The 16,440-nt window shown below is 63.7% G+C and carries 17 protein-coding genes; 11 read left to right on the top strand and 6 right to left on the bottom strand.

Translation table 11 applies throughout. From position 1 onward, the window contains the following. Nucleotides 1-207 precede the first annotated feature (207 nt). From dnaJ to NKG99_RS19610, 9 genes are all read left to right on the top strand, one after another. Nucleotides 208-1,338 (top strand): molecular chaperone DnaJ, encoded by a 1,131-nt coding sequence (dnaJ, locus tag NKG99_RS19570; RefSeq protein ID WP_352870274.1) that lies wholly within the window; start codon nucleotides 208-210, stop codon nucleotides 1,336-1,338. A 175-nt stretch (nucleotides 1,339-1,513) separates the two neighbouring features. Beyond that, complete coding sequence (pmtA, locus tag NKG99_RS19575) at nucleotides 1,514-2,116, top strand: phospholipid N-methyltransferase PmtA (protein WP_352870275.1); 603 nt, start codon at nucleotides 1,514-1,516, stop codon at nucleotides 2,114-2,116. A gap of 355 nt (nucleotides 2,117-2,471) precedes the next feature. After that, on the top strand, nucleotides 2,472-3,068 hold the full coding sequence (locus NKG99_RS19580) for an NADPH-dependent FMN reductase (RefSeq protein ID WP_352870276.1): 597 nt from the start codon (nucleotides 2,472-2,474) through the stop codon (nucleotides 3,066-3,068). After that, nucleotides 3,065-3,778, top strand: coding sequence for an orotidine-5'-phosphate decarboxylase (pyrF, locus tag NKG99_RS19585; RefSeq protein WP_352870277.1), 714 nt, complete (start codon nucleotides 3,065-3,067; stop codon nucleotides 3,776-3,778). The genes NKG99_RS19580 and pyrF overlap by 4 nt, the downstream gene beginning before the upstream one ends. 28 nt (nucleotides 3,779-3,806) lie before the next feature. Beyond that, nucleotides 3,807-4,094: a DUF1330 domain-containing protein gene (locus NKG99_RS19590; RefSeq protein WP_352870278.1), complete on the top strand. Its 288-nt coding sequence runs from the start codon at nucleotides 3,807-3,809 to the stop codon at nucleotides 4,092-4,094. A gap of 294 nt (nucleotides 4,095-4,388) precedes the next feature. Continuing rightward, complete coding sequence (locus NKG99_RS19595; protein WP_352870279.1) at nucleotides 4,389-5,321, top strand: IS110 family RNA-guided transposase; 933 nt, start codon at nucleotides 4,389-4,391, stop codon at nucleotides 5,319-5,321. A gap of 457 nt (nucleotides 5,322-5,778) precedes the next feature. Further along, nucleotides 5,779-6,099: an ArsR/SmtB family transcription factor gene (locus NKG99_RS19600; protein ID WP_352870280.1), complete on the top strand. Its 321-nt coding sequence runs from the start codon at nucleotides 5,779-5,781 to the stop codon at nucleotides 6,097-6,099. After that, on the top strand, nucleotides 6,096-6,584 hold the full coding sequence (locus NKG99_RS19605; protein WP_352870281.1) for an SRPBCC family protein: 489 nt from the start codon (nucleotides 6,096-6,098) through the stop codon (nucleotides 6,582-6,584). Before NKG99_RS19600 ends, NKG99_RS19605 begins: the two co-directional genes overlap by 4 nt. Continuing rightward, the gene (locus NKG99_RS19610; protein ID WP_352870282.1) at nucleotides 6,581-6,991 is read left to right on the top strand and encodes a GFA family protein; all 411 of its coding nucleotides are present in this window, start codon (nucleotides 6,581-6,583) and stop codon (nucleotides 6,989-6,991) included. Before NKG99_RS19605 ends, NKG99_RS19610 begins: the two co-directional genes overlap by 4 nt. Nucleotides 6,992-7,377: 386 nt before the next feature. On the opposite strand, the gene NKG99_RS19615 is transcribed toward NKG99_RS19610, so the two are convergent. The 6 genes from NKG99_RS19615 to NKG99_RS19640 all read right to left on the bottom strand — a co-directional run bounded on the left by NKG99_RS19615 (nucleotide 7,378) and on the right by NKG99_RS19640 (nucleotide 13,421). Continuing rightward, a complete protein-coding gene (locus NKG99_RS19615; RefSeq protein WP_352870283.1) occupies nucleotides 7,378-8,451 on the bottom strand; it encodes a D-alanine--D-alanine ligase family protein in 1,074 nt (357 codons plus the stop codon). 114 nt (nucleotides 8,452-8,565) lie between these two features. Further along, on the bottom strand, nucleotides 8,566-9,447 hold the full coding sequence (locus tag NKG99_RS19620; RefSeq protein ID WP_352870284.1) for an SMP-30/gluconolactonase/LRE family protein: 882 nt from the start codon (nucleotides 9,445-9,447) through the stop codon (nucleotides 8,566-8,568). Then, nucleotides 9,447-10,088, bottom strand: coding sequence for a 2-dehydro-3-deoxy-6-phosphogalactonate aldolase (locus NKG99_RS19625; protein ID WP_352870285.1), 642 nt, complete (start codon nucleotides 10,086-10,088; stop codon nucleotides 9,447-9,449). The genes NKG99_RS19620 and NKG99_RS19625 overlap by 1 nt, the downstream gene beginning before the upstream one ends. Beyond that, complete coding sequence (locus NKG99_RS19630; protein WP_352870286.1) at nucleotides 10,085-11,044, bottom strand: 2-dehydro-3-deoxygalactonokinase; 960 nt, start codon at nucleotides 11,042-11,044, stop codon at nucleotides 10,085-10,087. Before NKG99_RS19630 ends, NKG99_RS19625 begins: the two co-directional genes overlap by 4 nt. Next, a complete protein-coding gene (locus NKG99_RS19635; protein WP_352870287.1) occupies nucleotides 11,041-11,808 on the bottom strand; it encodes an SDR family NAD(P)-dependent oxidoreductase in 768 nt (255 codons plus the stop codon). The genes NKG99_RS19630 and NKG99_RS19635 overlap by 4 nt, the downstream gene beginning before the upstream one ends. Nucleotides 11,809-12,071: 263 nt before the next feature. After that, on the bottom strand, nucleotides 12,072-13,421 hold the full coding sequence (locus NKG99_RS19640; RefSeq protein WP_352870288.1) for a putative bifunctional diguanylate cyclase/phosphodiesterase: 1,350 nt from the start codon (nucleotides 13,419-13,421) through the stop codon (nucleotides 12,072-12,074). Nucleotides 13,422-13,756: 335 nt separating this feature from the next. On the opposite strand from NKG99_RS19640, the gene gshB reads away from it, so the two are divergent. Continuing rightward, nucleotides 13,757-14,701 carry a glutathione synthase gene (gshB, locus tag NKG99_RS19645; protein ID WP_352870289.1) on the top strand — a complete coding sequence of 315 codons (945 nt, stop codon included), beginning with the start codon at nucleotides 13,757-13,759 and terminating at the stop codon, nucleotides 14,699-14,701. 184 nt (nucleotides 14,702-14,885) lie between these two features. Next, nucleotides 14,886-16,418 (top strand): YifB family Mg chelatase-like AAA ATPase, encoded by a 1,533-nt coding sequence (locus NKG99_RS19650; RefSeq protein ID WP_352870290.1) that lies wholly within the window; start codon nucleotides 14,886-14,888, stop codon nucleotides 16,416-16,418. Nucleotides 16,419-16,440 lie beyond the last annotated feature (22 nt).

Raw genomic sequence — 16,440 nt, forward strand, 5'->3', positions numbered from 1 at the left:
TGACGGCAAGATAGTGCGAAAAGCCCGGCACAGAGCCGGGCTTTTTTGCAACCCTTTGCGGAAAAACAGCGGACCACGCCGAAAAAATGCGGGCAAAGCCGCGCCGACACTGGCATCGCGGTTCCATCGCACCTAAATCGAGGCGTCAGTGCCGGCAAGAGACGCAACAATGCTTCAAGACGTTGAGCATCCGGACAGCGGGAAAAAATGAAAGCTGATTTCTACGAGACGCTGGGCGTCCAAAAAGGCGCCGACGAGAAGGAGCTCAAGAGCGCTTTCCGCAAGCTCGCCATGCAGTTCCATCCCGACCGCAACCCCGGCGATCATTCCTGCGAGCACAAGTTCAAGGAAATCAACGAAGCCTACGAGACGCTGAAGGACCCGCAGAAGCGCGCGGCCTATGACCGCTTCGGCCACGCCGCTTTCGAGCAGGGCGGCATGAATGGCGGCGCGCAGGGCTTTGGCGCCGGCGGCTTCGCGGACATCTTCGAGGATATTTTCGGCGACATGATGGGCGGGCGCCAGCGCCGCTCGTCGGGCGGCCGCGAACGCGGCGCCGACCTGCGCTACAACATGGAAATCTCGCTGGAAGAGGCGTTTACCGGCAAGACCGCGCAGATCCGCGTGCCGGCTTCGATCTCCTGCTCGGAATGCTCGGGCAGCGGCGCCAAGCCCGGCACCCAGCCCGTCACCTGCTCGATGTGCAACGGCCACGGCAAGGTGCGCGCCACGCAAGGCTTCTTCTCGATCGAGCGCACCTGCCCGCAATGCCAGGGGCGTGGCCAGACGATCAAGGACCCATGTCCGAAATGCGCCGGCCAGGGCCGCGTCACCGAGGAGCGTTCGCTGTCGGTCAACATCCCGGCCGGCATCGAGGATGGCACCCGCATTCGCCTTGCCAATGAAGGCGAGGCCGGCCTGCGCGGCGGGCCGTCGGGCGACCTCTATATTTTCCTGGCGGTCAAGCCGCACGAGTTCTTCCAGCGCGACGGTGCCGATCTCTATTGCAAGGTGCCGATCTCGATGACGACGGCCGCCCTTGGTGGCTCCTTCGAGGTGACGACGCTGGATGGCACACAGACCAAGGTGAAAGTGCCGGAAGGCACCCAGAATGGGCGCCAGTTCCGCCTCAAGGGCAAGGGCATGCCGGTGCTGCGCCAGCCCAATATCGGCGACCTCTACATCCAGACCGCGGTCGAGACGCCGCAGAACCTCACCCGTCGCCAACGCGAACTGCTGGAGGAGTTCGAACAGCTCTCCTCGCAGGACAATTCGCCCCAATCGAGCGGCTTTTTCACCCGCATGAAGGATTTCTTCGAGTCCTTCGGCGAGCGTTGATGCACGTTGGCCAGCGGCGGAAGCCGGTTTGGGTCGCGAAAATCCGTGACCCGCGCATTGTCTTGAGACGCGACGAAGATTATCTTATCCACGACATGCGCCTGGCCGCGCCTTGCCTTGCGCCGCTCAAGTGTTAAGTAGCTTGAAGGGGAGCGCTGAGGAGAGGAGAGCTTGCATGACACGTCCCGGACTGCGCAAGGCGCTTGCCGAAAAGTTCGACGACGAGCTCAAATTCTTCAAGGGCTGGATCGATAAGCCAAAGACGGTCGGCTCGATCGTGCCGACCAGTTCGACCACCGCCCGCAAGATGGCCTCGATCGTCAATCCGAAATCCGACCTGCCGGTGCTCGAAGTCGGTCCCGGCACCGGCGTCATCACCCGCGCCATCCTGGCGCAGGGCGTGCGGCCTGAAAATCTCTACGCCGTCGAATATTCCACGGATTTCGTGCGCCATCTGCGGCGGCTCTATCCCGGCGTCAACGTCATCGAGGGCGATGCCTTCAACCTCAACGCCACGCTTGGCGACAAGAGCGGGATGATCTTCGATTCCGTCGTCTCCGGCGTGCCGCTGCTCAACTTTCCGGTCGCCCAGCGCATCGCCTATATCGAGAGCCTGCTCGACCGCATCCCGGCCGGGCGACCGATCGTGCAGCTGACCTATGGCCCGATGTCGCCGATCCCGGCTGGCCGTGGTAACTACAGCGTCGAACATTTCCATTTCGTCATCCGCAACATCCCGCCGACGCAGCTGTGGATTTACCGGCGCGGAGCGCATTAGTTCCTCCGTGCGGAGCCGTTCGCGGTTCCTAGCGCTGGCTGCATACCTTGGCGATTGGCGTAAACATCTCTCATTTCGTCATCCACGGGCGGAGCAAGGAGCGTAGCGACGCAGCGCAGACCCGAGGATCCATGCCGCGACTTTTGGGCGCCGCTACGGCGCAAGATTCTGCACCGCGGCACTCTCCGACCATCGTCGCGGCATGGATCCCAGGGTCTGCGCGACGGAGCTTCGCTCCTGCTTCGCCCAGGGATGACGAAGTTCGGGGGCTTCTGCTAATCTCGAACCTTTTGTGGCGCCAACGCGTTGATTTGCTCGAACCTTGGCTGTACCTGTCCGGGAACAAGGGTGGCCAATGGCAGTGATCCCGAAAATCCTCGTCTTCGCCGGCTCGGTGCGCAGCGGCGCCTACAGCGGCAGGACCGCCGACGTGGCGCAAAAGGAACTCGCCATGCAAGGCGCCGAGGTGACCCGCATCTCGCTCGCCGACTATCCCCTGCCGATCCTCGACGAGGATCTGGAAAAGGAAAGAGGCGTTCCCGAAAACGCCGTGAAACTCGGCCGCTTCATTATCGCCCATGACGGGCTGCTGATCGCCACGCCCGAATATAACGGCTCCATTCCACCGCTGCTCAAGAACACGATCGACTGGGTGAGCCGGGTGCGCAGGGATGGTGGCCGATCGGTCCGGCCGCTGGCCGGCAAGGTTGCCGGCCTCTGCTCGTCCTCCAAGGGCCGCTTTGCCGGGGTCCGCTGCATCAACCATCTGCGCGCGGTCCTGGTGCGCTGCCAGATGGAGGTGGTGACGCCGGAATGTTCGGTGCCGGAGGGCGGCGACGCCTTCGACGAGGACGGCCATTTCCGTGACGAAAGACTGCATAAATCGATGGAGCACCTATGCCGCACGCTGATCGAAACCTCGCGCATGCTGTCCACCCGGATCGAGACATGATTGCCGGAACGATGCAGGCCCAATCCATGCAAGAAAGACTGATCGTCGGCCTCGATGTACCGACCGTGAAGCAAGCCGAGCAGGCGGTGCTCGAACTCGATGGCGTCGTCTCGTTTTACAAGATCGGCTATCAGCTGGCCTTCGCTGGCGGGCTCGACTTCGCCAGGGAACTGGCCAGCGGCGGAACGAAGATATTCCTGGACATGAAGCTGCTCGACATCGACCACACGGTGGCCAAGGGCGTCGAGAACATCGTCAAGATGGGCATGACCATGCTGACCATCCACGCCTATCCCAAGGCGATGGCGGCGGCTGTGGAAGCGGCGCGCGGCAGCGACCTTTGCCTGCTTGCCGTCAGTGTGCTGACCTCGATGGACGAGCAGGACATGATCGATGTCGGCTACGAATACGACCCGCATACGCTGGTGCTGCGACGTTCGGAACAGGCGCTGCATGCCGGCATGGGCGGCATCGTCTGCTCGGCGGCGGAGGCCGAAGCGGTGCGCCGCATCGTCGGGCCCGACATGGCGGTGGTGACGCCCGGCATCCGGCCGGCCGGCAGCGACCATGGCGACCAGAAGCGCGTCGTGACACCGGGGCAGGCAATCCGCAACGGTGCCAGCCACCTCGTCGTCGGCCGGCCTATCATCGCGGCAAGCGACCGGCGCGCAGCGGCCGAAGCCATCCTTGACGAAATGCGCGCCGCATAATCCAAAAGAACGACTTCGGAGACAACAAATGCCCAAGGGATACTGGATCGCCCGCGTCGATGTACGCGACACCGAAGGCTACAAGGACTATGTCGCCGCCGCCAAGCCTGCCTTCGAGCGCTTCGGCGCGAAATTCCTGGCGCGCGGTGGCGAACATGAAAAGGCCGAAGGGCCGGGCCGCGCACGCAACGTCATCATCGAATTCGAATCGCTCGCCGCCGCACATGATTGCTACCACTCGCCGGAATACCAGCGCGCCGCCGCCATCCGTCAGAAGGTCGCCGATGGCGAGATCGTGCTGGTCGAAGGCGCCTAAAATCCGCCTGGAGCAGTTTTGACGAATCGCGGGCATACCTTGGCGATTGGCGCAAACGCCCAGCGCCTTCGTCATCCACGGGCGAAGCAAGGAGCGTAGCGACGCAGCGCAGACCCGAGGATCCTGTGTGTTGTTCCCATGCTATGTTTGAAGTGGGAAGGAGACCGAGAGGATCCTGGTCGTCCTTTCACAGGACAGGCCGCGGCATGGCTCGGTCCCTTCCCACCGGTGAACCATCAACCTGAACAGTTGCACGGGGCTGTTAGCAGCAGACCCCGCACCACAGGAAGAGGCATGGACATGATAATGCAGAACTACGTCGGCTGCGATATCTCCAAGCAGTGGCTCGACTTTTTTGATGAGACAAGCGGGCATTCCCAGCGCATCGACAACCAGATCGAAGCGATCGCTGCCTATGTGGCAGGCCTCTATCCTGGCCGAGATTTTGTGGTCATGGAGGCGACAGGGGTCCATGACCGGCTGCTGCGCCATGCGTTGGCCAAGGCCGGCGTTGCTTTCTCGCGACACAATCCGGCGCACACTCACCACTATGCGAGGTCGACGGCGCGGCGCGCCAAGACCGATCGTCTCGATGCCAGGATGCTGAGCGGCTATGGTCGTCGCTACCACCCTGAAGCCGAGCCGGCGCCGCGCGAGGAAGGTGAGCGGCTTCAATCACTTGCCCGCCTCCGAGACCAACTGGTCGAGATCAGGGCAAAGTTGAAGAAGCAGCTCAGTGAGGCCTTCGACGAGACCGTCATCACCGAGTTCGAAGAGCTGATCGCAACCTTCAACACGCGCATCAAGGCGCTCGAGAGCCGGATCACTGAGGCCATTGGTCAAGCCGAGGATATGGCCCGCGACAACGCGCTGATGGTCTCCGTGCCCGGTGTTTCCAAGGTCACGGCATTCTCCCTGCTGGCGCACCTGCCCGAGCTCGGCCTGCGTTCACCCAAGTCGATCGCGGCACTCGCCGGCCTTGCTCCTTTCGACAACAAGAGCGGCAAGCTCAATCGCAGGAGCCAGATCCAGGGCGGCCGAGCGCGCGTGCGCCGGGCCCTCTACATGGCAGCGCTCGGCGCCATCCGAGCCTGCGAGCGCTTCAGAGTTTTCTACAGCGCCACCGCAGCCCGCTCAGGATCCAAGAAGCTGGCTATCATCGCCGTCGCAAGGAAGCTTCTCGTCGTCCTAAACGCCATCATTCGGGACAAAAAAGCTTTCGCATGAACACAGTTGCCATGCCGCGACTTCAAAGCGTTGCAGCGGTGTAGAATTCTGCTCCGCTGCATTTTCGGCCAAGGTCGCGGCATGGATCCCAGGGTCTCCGCGACGGAGCTTGGCTCCTGCTTCGCCCTAGGATGACGAAGTTGGGAAGCTTCGGCCAATCTCGAATGCTTATGATGGTCCACCGACGAACGATGAAATCTCGGCGGTCGATAGGCATCCTGTCAAATCCCTGCTGCAGCGCTATTAGCAGGCCTTCAGACGAAATCCTGCAGGTTCACGTCCGTAGTTTGGTGCCGCTAAGCAGGGCTCCGACATCAGGTACATGGCCGGCGCGGCCCATCGCGCAATCAACGTCCGAGTCCGAATAGCCCGCATCCAATCTTGCGAGGCCGGATAATTGCCAGTTGACATGCAGGTATTTACCTGCATATTATAGGCTCACCACAGAGTGAGGCCGATGGACGCCGACAAAGTTTTCAAAGCGCTGGGCGACCCGACACGCAGAAGGCTGCTTGACCTTCTGTGTGAGCAGAACGGGCAGACGCTCGGTCAGCTTTGCGAACACCTGGACATGGCAAGACAATCCGCCACCCAGCACCTCGACCTGCTGGAGGCAGCCAATCTGGTGAGCACGGTCAAGCGTGGCCGCGAGAAGCTGCATTTCATCAACCCCATACCGCTGCACGAAGTCTACGAGCGCTGGGTGCGGAAATTCGAACGGCAGCGGCTCAGCCTGCTGCACGACCTGAAACAAGAACTCGAAGGAGACCATCAATGACCAGGGAAACGACCAGCTTTGTCTACGTGACTTATATCCGTTCGACACCGCAGAAGGTGTTCGAGGCCATAATCAAGCCCGAGATCGCAAGGCGCTACTGGGGACACGAGAATGTCTCCGATTGGAAGGCGGGTTCGAAATGGGAACATATCCGCGCCAATGACGAACGGACCGTCGAACTCGTCGGCAATGTCGTCGAGATTTCGCCGCCGACCCGTCTCGTCATCACCTGGGCGAACGCTTCGCAGGCCGACGATCCGTCGAAGTATAGCCGGGTGACGTTCGGCATCGAGGAATACGACACCATGGTGCGGCTGACCGTCACCCATGACGAACTCGAAGCCGGCAGCGGCATGGCGAAAGGCATCAGCCAGGGTTGGCCGGCGGTGCTGTCCAGCCTGAAATCCTTCCTCGAAACCGGCAGCGGCATCGACATTTTCGCCAAGCCGAAATCGGCCTGGTCGCAAGCGAGAGAATCACAATGACCAAGCGCTATACCGGCGGCTGTGCTTGCGGCGCGATCCGTTACGAAACCAGCGACGAGCCCATCTTCCAGAACCACTGCCAATGCAACGATTGCCAGAAGCGCAGCGGCACGGGCCACGGATCCTATCTGACCTTCGGCCAGCGAGCCGATATGGCAATCACCGGCGAGGTGAGTACCTGGCGCGTGGCGAGCGCCAGCGGCAATGAAAAGATCCACGCCTTCTGTCCAACCTGCGGAACGCCGGTCTTTCTGATATCCGTCGCCATGCCGGAGCTGATAGCGGTCCACGCGGCCAGCCTTGACGATCCTGGCCAGTTCGATCCGCAGGTGGTCACCTACACGGTCCACGGCCTCGCCTGGGACAAGATGGACCCGTCCTTGCAGGGGGTCGAGCGAATGCCCTAAGGGGTAAACTCGCTGGAAGTCCTGGACCTCCAGAGGTACGCTGTAGGCGCTTACAGGGACGCGATTATATGGTCGGAGATCGTCGGCAGTCACCAATCATCAAGGCCCTCTTGATCTCACAGGTGGCCGTTGGCGCCGCATTCGTTGGCTTTTGGTTGTGGGACGGAAAAGCCACCATCCCCAAACATGGCGGTGGCGTGCAAGTCCTTGACCGGGTCCAAGACCCGTACCTCTACTGGTTTCTACTGATCGCAATTTCGTGCGCTCTCGTCGCTCTCCCGCTTCGGTATCTCTATCAAGGTGCCCCAAAGCGCTAGGCGCTGCGGGAGAAGCGTCAAGGCACGCGCCTGCGCCTGCAACGCTGCCAGGCAAAGGCACGATGAGCGCTAGTTGCTGCGGCGCGGACCAGTCAGCCGGCTTGCCGCGGTTTCGGCCATGGCGTCGACAAGCTCGAGACCCCATTGCTGGCGGCAGTAGGCGCGGAAATCGAAGCAGGGCAGGCCAGGGCAGACCTCGAACTCGATGAGATGGACGGTGTCGTCGGCCTCGACCCTGAAATCGATGGAAAACACGTCGCGCAGGCCGAGCCCGTTCATCAGCCGCTCGGCGATCGCGCGAATGCTTGCGTCGGCGGCCGGCTGGCTGTCGGCAACCGCAACGAGTTCCGGTTCGGCATAGTGTCCCGCCGCCTTCGCTGCCTCGCCGGTGTCGCCGTAGAGCGCCAGGCTGTCCGCCATGGTCTGGAAATCCGCGCCTGAATCGACAAAGGCGACGCCAAGCGCTTCGACACCGGCGTCTGGCACCAAGCCGAGGAAGCTGGCGCGCACGTTGCGGCCGGCGACATAGGGCTGCACGACGACATCATCGCGATAGGCGGCGAACACACGCCGGCTGAGCTCCAGCGCGTGGCCGAGATCATTGCAGCGTGAATCCGGCCAGATGCCGATCTTGGCGCCAAGCCGGTTGGGCTTGACGAACCAACCGGCGGGCGCAGCCGGTGGCTCGACCAGCCATTTGCCGTCGCGCGCTAGCCCGGCTTGCGGCACCGGCAGGCCGAGCGCGCCAAGCACGGCACCGGAGCGGAACTTGTCCTGGCAGAGTGCAAACAGCGCATCGTCGGCGCCGATCGTCTTGAACCCGCCCAGTCTCGCCAGAGCGGGTGCCGCCCCGCCCCGGAAATAGGCGATGCCGTCGGTCAGCGTCCAGACCAGCGTCATGCCGGGGTCCTCGCCGGCGAGCACGCCCGACGCCTCGTCGAACGCCACCGGCGCGAAAGACAGGCCGCGTACCTTGCAGGCGCGGCCAAGCGCCTCGAATTCAGGAGCGAGATCGGTCGACTGCGCCAGATAGGACGCGATTTCGGTGGCACGCTCCGGTGCATGACCGTCGGCGACCAGACGGTCCAGGCAGGCCTTTTCCGGCTCATGGACGAGGATCAGTCTGGGCTTGCGGCTCGGCATGAGATCAAATTCCCGGCGATGCGATCGCCTACCATCGCACGGTGAAGGCTCTCGCGAAACCGACACGGCGCGGGCACCTGCGTGACAGCACATCGGCCGACCGCGGAATGCAGTTCAGGCGATCAGCACGCGCGGCTCGAAGCGGCCGTTGACCTTGGTGTCGAGCAGGAAGGTCATGCCCGCCTCCGGATCGAGCTGGCGCTGCTTCTCGTCCTTGCCCTTCCAGGCGGAAGTCACCGCCAGCCGGTCGGCGTTCTTGCCGACGAAGGCCGGACAGGATGGCTGCGTCACCGGCATCGGGATTTCGCGCAGCAGCGCGCCTTCAGGCGAATAGGCCTTGACCACCTTACCGCCCCAGACGGCGTTCCACAGCACGCCGTCACGGTCGACGACCGAGCCGTCGACATAACCCTTGGACGAGCGGTGATCGACGAAGATTTTCGGGTCGCCGATGGGCAGGCCGGTGGCCGGGTCGCAGGCAATCCGCATCAGCAACCCGGTCGAGGTGTCGGTGTAGTAGGCGAGCGCGCCATCTTCCGAAAAGCAGATCGAATTGGAGACGGTGATGTCGGAAAACAGCTTGCGCAGCTCACCCCTGGAGAACCAGTAGATCGAGCCCGCGCCCTTGGCCTCGTCCTTGGCCATCGTGCCGACCCAGAAGGCGCCGCAGGGATGGACGCGCGAATCGTTGGAGCGCGTCAGCGCATTGTCGGCCTCGATCGCCGTATGCAGCGTCAGCTTGCCGGTCGCCACGTCGCGGACTTGCAGGCCGGTTTCGGTGGCAATCAGCTGGCGCTTGTCGTCGATGATGGCGATCGCGCTCGCCATCTGGCCGAGCTCGTGGATCTTCAGCGCGCCGGAGGCGACGCCCTGCTCCAGCAAAAGGCCGTTGACGATGTCGAACCAGAACAGCGCATCGGTGGCGGGGTCGTAGCTCGGACCTTCGCCGAGCTGGCAGATATGATCGGAGAAAACCGACACGCTCGCTTCGCTCATCATGCGTCTCCGCCGAATGCTGCATCCCAGGCCGTCACCGCCGCCCGAGCCCGCGCGGCCACCTCGTCGACACTCATGCCCGGCTTGAACAGGCTGGAGCCAAGTCCAAAGGCCGTCACACCCGCGGCCTTGTAGCCGGCAAAGTCTTTTTCGGAGACGCCGCCGACGGCGCCGACCACCGTTTGCGCCGGCAACACCGCGCGCATCGCGGAAATACCGACGGCGCCGAGCACGCTCGCCGGGAAGAATTTCAGGGCCGAGGCGCCAAGCTTGATCGCCAAGAAAGCCTCGGTCGGCGTGAACACGCCGGGCATCGTCACCATGCCATAGTGCATCGCACGCGCCATCACCTCGGCATCGATGTTGGGGCTGACCAGCAGCCGCCCGCCAGCCATGTGCAAGCTATCGACATCAGCTGGCGTCAGCACCGTGCCAGCGCCGACCAGGGCCTTTTTCGGCAGGACTTCGACAATCCTGGCGATCGAAGAGAACGGCTCCGGTGAATTGAGCGGCACTTCGATCGCCTCGATGCCGGCGTCGAACAGTGCCTGGCCGATCGCGATCGCCTCGGTCGGTTTCAGCCCGCGCAGGATGGCGACCAAGCCGCGCTTGAGCTTGGGGAAAGGTGCGGTCTGGCTCATCGGGCTGCTCCAATTCTGTCGATCATGCCGTTTTCGCGCGCGGCTTCAATGAGCCCGGCACGCACCGCCTCGTCGGCATCGACAACCCGCACGCCGAGCCCCGCAAGGCCGAGCGCTTCACCGTAAAGCGTGGCGAGCGCACCGGAGGCGACCAGCACGACAGGTTCCGCGCCGGCGCCATGACGGCGGCTGGCCGAGGCGATCTCGCCACCGATCAGAAGGCCGGACAGGCAGGCCGCGGCATCGTCGGCTTCCAGATCCTGCAGCAGGCCGGCGGCGCGGATGGAAAACAGCCGCGAGGTGACATCGCCGCCTTCGCCCAATGCGGTTTCACACCAGCGGCGGAAGAACGGATTGCCTGATGTGACGGGCTTGGGATGTTCGCCGAGCGAATGGCGCAGGATCGAGTGCGCGGCAAGCACGGAAAACAGCTCGCCGGTCGGCCAGGTGCCGAAACCGGCGACGGCGCCGTCCTCGACCAGCACCCATTTCGAATGGGTGCCGGGCATGCAGACCAGCTGGCGTCCCTTGGCCGGCAGGCCGGTGCCGGCGAGCTGCGTTTCCTCGCCCCGCATGACGTCGGGCGCGTCGGCCAGCCGCTGGGCGAGGCCAGGAACGATGCGGATGTCGCGGCTCTGGCCGGGCACCTTGGCAGCGCCGCCGAGAATGGCACTGAGCGGCGCCGGCACGGTGACGTAGGGCGCCTCAAGCCAGCCCTGGCGAGACCCGGCCATGCCGCAGATGATGACGGGCAGCGCTCCCGGTGCTCCCATCGCCGCGAGATGCCCTTCGAGAATAGTCGAAAAGCCCTTTTGCTGGGCAGTGATCAGGCCATCGTCGCCACGGCGTTCGGCTAGCACCTTGCCTTGCCCGTCGATCAGCCAGACCCTCATGCGGGTCGTGCCCCAGTCGACGGCCGCTACCGCCGGCGCGTTGCTGGCAAACCCAGGGCTCACAGGAAACCTCCATCGACGATCAGCATCTGCGCGGTCAGCATGCGCGAGGCGTCCGAGGCGAGGAACAGCACGGTGCCGACGATGTCGTCCGGCTGCATGACCTGCTTGATGCACTGCTTGGCGACATGGGCGGCAAGCGCCTGTTCGGTCACCCAGAGTTCTTTCTGCCGCTCGGTGATCACCCAGCCCGGCGCAATGGCGTTGACGCGGATGCCGTCGACGCCGAGCTTGCCGGCCAGCCCCTTGGTGAGGCCGAGGATGCCGGCCTTGGCGGCCGTGTAGGACGGCATGTCGGGGTGGTTGATGAGATAGGATGTCGAGGTGAAGTTGATGATCGAGCCGCCGCCGGCCCGCTTCATGCCGGGCGCCACCACTTGCGCGGTGAAGAAATGCGGCCGCAGATTGATTGCCTGGTTGTTGTCCCAGAACTCGACCGTCACGTCCTCGACGGCGTGGCGTTCGTCCCATGCGGCATTGTTGACCAGCACGGTGACATCGCCATGCGCCTCGGCCGCCCTGAGAGCCGACGCCCGCAAGGCCTCGACGTCGCGCAGATCGGTCTTGAGATAGAGTGGCCGTTTGCCGAACTCTTTCTCGATGCGGTCGACAAGTATCGTGCTTGGCCCGTCGGCGATGTCGATGAAGGCGACATTGGCGCCCTGGCGCACAAAACCCTCGGTCAGTGCCGCGCCAATTCCGGAGCCGCCGCCGGTGATCAGCACCGAGGCGCCTTCGAGGTCGGCAAAATGCGCCGATGGCATCATCTCTCTCGTCTCCCAGCCTGACCCCGAAATCGGACCGATTTTCGGAAAGGGATCATGCGCGAATATAAAGTGCTACAGCGTCCTTGCACGTCCTGAAGGACGCGCGGCGCTGTAGTCAGACCGGCGCGCATCCTAGCCACGCAAGCAGCGTGGGCAAGGGCGAACGGTCGGATTTTGGGCATATGTCAGACAAAACGACAATGCGCCGCACTGGATTGCGGACAGCGGCATCGTCGGGATTGGCGGCGGTTCGAGATCGCCGGTCAGATCGCGTTGGCGCGCAGGGCGCCGCGGAAAGAATCGCGGAGATAGCCTAGCGTGGCGTCGGCATCGACCGGCTTGCCGAACAGATAGCCTTGCCCGCCGGCGCAGCCGAACTGGACCAGACGGTCGGCCTGTGCTTCCTGCTCGATGCCTTCGGCGACGACGTCCATGCCGAGCCCCTCGCACATGGCGAGAATGGCGCGGATGATGTGTTCCGACGGACGGTCGTTGAGAATGGAGGAGACGAAGGCGCGATCGATCTTGAGCTTATCGAAATGGAATTCGCGCAAGCGGCCGAGCGAGGACTGGCCGGTGCCGAAATCGTCGAGCGAGACACGGATGCCGACGCGACGCAGGTCTTCGACGATCTGCGCCGCCGAGGCAGGATCGTTCATCAGGCCGGTCTCGGTGATCTCGATCTCCAGCCGGCGCGGATCGAAGCCGGTTCGCTCGAGGATCGCCAGTATATGCAGGCCGGTATTCTGGTCGACGAGCTGCGAGGGCGACAGGTTGAACGACAGGAACAGGTCCTTCGGCCAGCTCCGGGCCGCCTCGGTCGCCTTGCGCAGCACCAGCTGCGACAGCGGGCCGATGATGCCGCGCTCCTCGGCGATGGGGATGAAGACGGTGGGCGGCACGGAGCCCAGGTCGCGATCGGTCCAACGCGCCAGCGTCTCGAAGCCGATGGTGCGGCGCGTGTTGAGGTCGACGATCGGCTGGAAATGCGGCTCCACCTCGCCGGCCGAGACGGCGCGGCGCAGCGCCTGTTCGATGCGGGTGACGCGCTTGGCCGCCTCTTCCATCTCGCGGGTGTAGACGACGACGCGGCCACGCCCGGAGCGCTTGGCGTGATAGAGCGCCGTTTCCGCCTTGTTGATGAGAATCTCGGTGGTCTCGTCACCCGAATAGAACAGCGAGCAGCCTACCGAAGCCGTGAGCCTGGCGGTGCGTTCGCCGACATCATAGGGCGCCGACAGTATCTCGATCAGCATGCGGGATTTTTCAGCCGCCGCCTCCTCGCTGAACACCATCGGATACAGAAAAGCGTATTCGTCGGCGCCGATGCGGCAGACCGTGGAATAGTCGTCCATCGAGGCGCGCAGCCGCATCGCTACCTGGATCAGGATGTCGTCACCGGCCTTGTGTCCGAACAGGTCGTTGATCGGCTTGAAGCCGTCCAGGTCGAGGATGCCGACGGTGAAGGGCGCGGGGTCGTCGGCACGGTCGCTGATCAGGCGATCGACCTTGTCGAAGAAGCGGCGATGGTTGCCAAGCCCGGTCAACGGATCTGTGAATGCCAGATCCGTGCTCTCCCTGTTTGCCTGACCGGTGCCAAACGAAGTTTGCATCGGTGTCCCTGTTTTGTGACGTCGGAATTTATTTCGAGACTGGCAGCAAACCCTTTAGGAAACGTATCGCGAAATAGATTTTTCACGGGTAAAGCGCATGACCTTCGGGAAGGTCGAGACGGGGTGCGTCAAACCTTTGTTTTCACGCACGTCTTCAGTCGTTTCCCGCCGCTGGATGACGCGGCGCCTCGCCTTGTCTCCATGTGGCCGGCAAGATCGGGGCCGGCCTGGCTTTGCGCCTTGCATATGCCAATCCTGGAAATGTCGCGATTGGCAGACGCACGGTGAGCCTGTACAGGCAAGACAGTCGCATCCGAGTCCGCCGGAGACCCGCCATGAAGTTGAAAATCGCCGTCCAGATGGACCACATCTCCACCGTGTCGATCACCGGCGACACCTCGTTCGCGCTGTCGCTGGAAGCGCAGCGGCGCGGCCACCAACTGTTCCACTACACGCCCGAGCGGCTGTCGCTGCGCGACGGCAAGGTGTTTGCCCGCATCGAGGAAATGCAGGTGCGCGACGAGAAGGGCAGCCACTATTCGCTGGGCGAGAAGGTGCGCACCGATCTGTCGGAGATGGACGTCATCCTGCTCAGGCAGGATCCGCCCTTCGACATGAACTACATCACCACCACGCATATCCTCGAACGCATCCATCCCAAGACGATGGTCGTCAACGATCCGGCCTGGGTGCGCAACAGCCCGGAAAAGATCTTCGTCACCGAATTTGCCGACCTGATGCCGGACACGCTGATCACCAAGGATCCGCTTGAGGTCGCCGCCTTCCGCAAGGAGTTCGGCGACATCATCATCAAGCCGCTCTACGGCAATGGCGGCGCCGGCATCTTCCATCTGCACGAGGCCGACCGCAACCTTGCCTCGCTGCTCGAAATGTTCGGCCAGATGTTCCGCGAGCCCTATATCGTGCAGCGCTATCTGAAGGACGTTCGCAAGGGCGACAAGCGCATCATCCTGATCGACGGCGAACCGGTCGGTGCCATCAACCGGGTGCCGGCCGAACACGATTCCCGCTCCAACATGCATGTCGGCGGCCGCGCCGAAAAGACCGAGCTGACGGAACGCGAGCGCGAGATTTGCGCCCGCATCGGGCCGGCGCTGAAAGAGCGCGGCTTCATCCTCGTCGGAATCGATGTCATCGGCGACTACATGACCGAGATCAACGTGACCTCGCCGACCGGCGTGCGCGAAGTGCAGCGCTTCGGCGGCGCCGACATCGCCAGCCTGTTCTGGGACGCGGTCGAGGACAAGCGACGGAAGTAACCGTCTTCATTTGGTCTTAATCATGTTCCGCTTTTTGCAACCGAGCTCTATTCGGTTGCAACCTGCGCGCTAACGTGTTCCTGTAATGTTCTTGATTTGGCCGGGGAATTGTGATTGTCTCGCCAAAGGGGCTCTAACGCCCTAACAGCGCGGGCTCGGGCAAGCCCACATTCGGGGTGGGAAAATGGTGGCGCGGGTTCGCACGGTCGCTTTCCAGGGCATCGAGGCCGTGCCGGTCGACGTGCAGGTGATGATCGCGCCCGGCAAGGTCAACATGCATATAGTCGGCCTTGGCGACAAGGCGGTGGCGGAAAGCCGCGAGCGGGTGCAGGCGGCGCTGCATGCATCGGGCCTGTCGATGCCGTCGAAGAAGGTCACGGTCAATCTGGCGCCCGCCGACCTGCCGAAGGAGGGCAGCCATTACGACCTGCCAATCGCGCTCGGCCTGATGGCGGCCCTTGGCGCGATTCCCGGCGACATGCTGGCCGGCTATGTCGTGCTCGGCGAATTGTCGCTCGACGGCACGATTGCCGCGGTCGCCGGCGCCTTGCCTGCGGCGATCGCCGCCAATGCAGAGGGCAAGGGCCTGATCTGCCCATTTGCCTGCGGGCCGGAAGCGGCCTGGGCAGGCAAGGAAATCGACATTCTGGCGCCGCGCAGCCTGATCGCTATCGCCAATCATTTTCGCGGCACGCAGGTGCTGTCGCGGCCGGAAGCCGGCATCCACGCCGCGGCGCGCGACCTGCCCGACCTTGCCGACATCAAGGGCCAGGAGACCGCCAAGCGGGCGCTGGAAGTGGCTGCGGCCGGGGGGCATAACCTTCTGATGATCGGGCCGCCCGGCTCGGGCAAATCGATGCTGGCGCAGCGGCTGCCGTCGATCCTGCCGCCGCTGGCGCCGAAGGAATTGCTTGAGGTCTCGATGATCGCCTCGGTGGCGGGAGAACTCGGCGAAGGCAAGTTGACCGACCGGCGGCCGTTCCGCGCGCCGCACCATTCGGCCTCGATGGCGGCGATGGTCGGCGGTGGCATCCGCGCACGGCCGGGCGAAGTGTCGCTCGCCCATCATGGAGTGCTGTTTCTCGACGAGTTTCCCGAATTCACGCCGCAGACGCTCGATGCGCTGCGCCAGCCGCTCGAGACCGGCGACTGCATGATCGCGCGCGCCAATCATCGCGTCACCTATCCGGCGCGCATTCAACTGGTCGCGGCGATGAACCCGTGCCGCTGCGGCATGGCTGGCGAGCCGGGCTATCGCTGCCTGCGCGGCGAGCGCTGCCGCACCGACTACCAGGCGCGCATCTCGGGCCCGCTGCTCGACCGCATCGATCTCCGGATCGAGGTGCCGGCGGTCTCGGCCAGCGATCTGATCCGGCCCGACCGGGCGGAGAAAAGCGCCGATGTGGCGCTGCGCGTGGCGCGCGCCCGCACCATCCAGCGCGAGCGCTTCGAACGGCTCGGCGCCACCCGCGCCACCACCAACGCGCATTGCTCGCCCTCTGTCATCGAGGAGATCGCCATGCCCGACGCCGCCGGCCTCTCGCTGCTCAAGGACGCCAGCGAAAAGCTCGCCTTTTCGGCACGGGCTTACCACCGGGTGCTGAAGGTGGCGCGCACGCTGGCCGATCTCGACACCAGCGAAACCGTCGGCCGCATCCACCTGGCAGAGGCAATTTCCTACCGCATGAGTTCGGAGCGCATGGCGCAGGCCGCGTAGGCTGCTGACTGCCGATCACTAT

Source organism: Mesorhizobium sp. M1409, assembly GCF_040317535.1.
Taxonomy (GTDB): domain Bacteria; phylum Pseudomonadota; class Alphaproteobacteria; order Rhizobiales; family Rhizobiaceae; genus Mesorhizobium.

What these genes read in the sequence shown, in the direction of transcription:
- NKG99_RS19595 (WP_352870279.1), top strand. Translation starts at nt 4,389, where the DNA reads ATGGACATGATAATGCAGAACTACGTCGGCTGCGATATCTCCAAGCAG.
- pmtA (WP_352870275.1), top strand. Translation starts at nt 1,514, where the DNA reads ATGACACGTCCCGGACTGCGCAAGGCGCTTGCCGAAAAGTTCGACGAC.
- pyrF (WP_352870277.1), top strand. Translation starts at nt 3,065, where the DNA reads ATGATTGCCGGAACGATGCAGGCCCAATCCATGCAAGAAAGACTGATC.
- NKG99_RS19590 (WP_352870278.1), top strand. Translation starts at nt 3,807, where the DNA reads ATGCCCAAGGGATACTGGATCGCCCGCGTCGATGTACGCGACACCGAA.
- NKG99_RS19610 (WP_352870282.1), top strand. Translation starts at nt 6,581, where the DNA reads ATGACCAAGCGCTATACCGGCGGCTGTGCTTGCGGCGCGATCCGTTAC.
- NKG99_RS19615 (WP_352870283.1), bottom strand. Translation starts at nt 8,451, where the DNA reads ATGCCGAGCCGCAAGCCCAGACTGATCCTCGTCCATGAGCCGGAAAAG.
- NKG99_RS19580 (WP_352870276.1), top strand. Translation starts at nt 2,472, where the DNA reads ATGGCAGTGATCCCGAAAATCCTCGTCTTCGCCGGCTCGGTGCGCAGC.
- NKG99_RS19600 (WP_352870280.1), top strand. Translation starts at nt 5,779, where the DNA reads ATGGACGCCGACAAAGTTTTCAAAGCGCTGGGCGACCCGACACGCAGA.
- gshB (WP_352870289.1), top strand. Translation starts at nt 13,757, where the DNA reads ATGAAGTTGAAAATCGCCGTCCAGATGGACCACATCTCCACCGTGTCG.
- NKG99_RS19650 (WP_352870290.1), top strand. Translation starts at nt 14,886, where the DNA reads ATGGTGGCGCGGGTTCGCACGGTCGCTTTCCAGGGCATCGAGGCCGTG.
- dnaJ (WP_352870274.1), top strand. Translation starts at nt 208, where the DNA reads ATGAAAGCTGATTTCTACGAGACGCTGGGCGTCCAAAAAGGCGCCGAC.
- NKG99_RS19605 (WP_352870281.1), top strand. Translation starts at nt 6,096, where the DNA reads ATGACCAGGGAAACGACCAGCTTTGTCTACGTGACTTATATCCGTTCG.
- NKG99_RS19625 (WP_352870285.1), bottom strand. Translation starts at nt 10,088, where the DNA reads ATGAGCCAGACCGCACCTTTCCCCAAGCTCAAGCGCGGCTTGGTCGCC.
- NKG99_RS19620 (WP_352870284.1), bottom strand. Translation starts at nt 9,447, where the DNA reads ATGAGCGAAGCGAGCGTGTCGGTTTTCTCCGATCATATCTGCCAGCTC.
- NKG99_RS19635 (WP_352870287.1), bottom strand. Translation starts at nt 11,808, where the DNA reads ATGATGCCATCGGCGCATTTTGCCGACCTCGAAGGCGCCTCGGTGCTG.
- NKG99_RS19640 (WP_352870288.1), bottom strand. Translation starts at nt 13,421, where the DNA reads ATGCAAACTTCGTTTGGCACCGGTCAGGCAAACAGGGAGAGCACGGAT.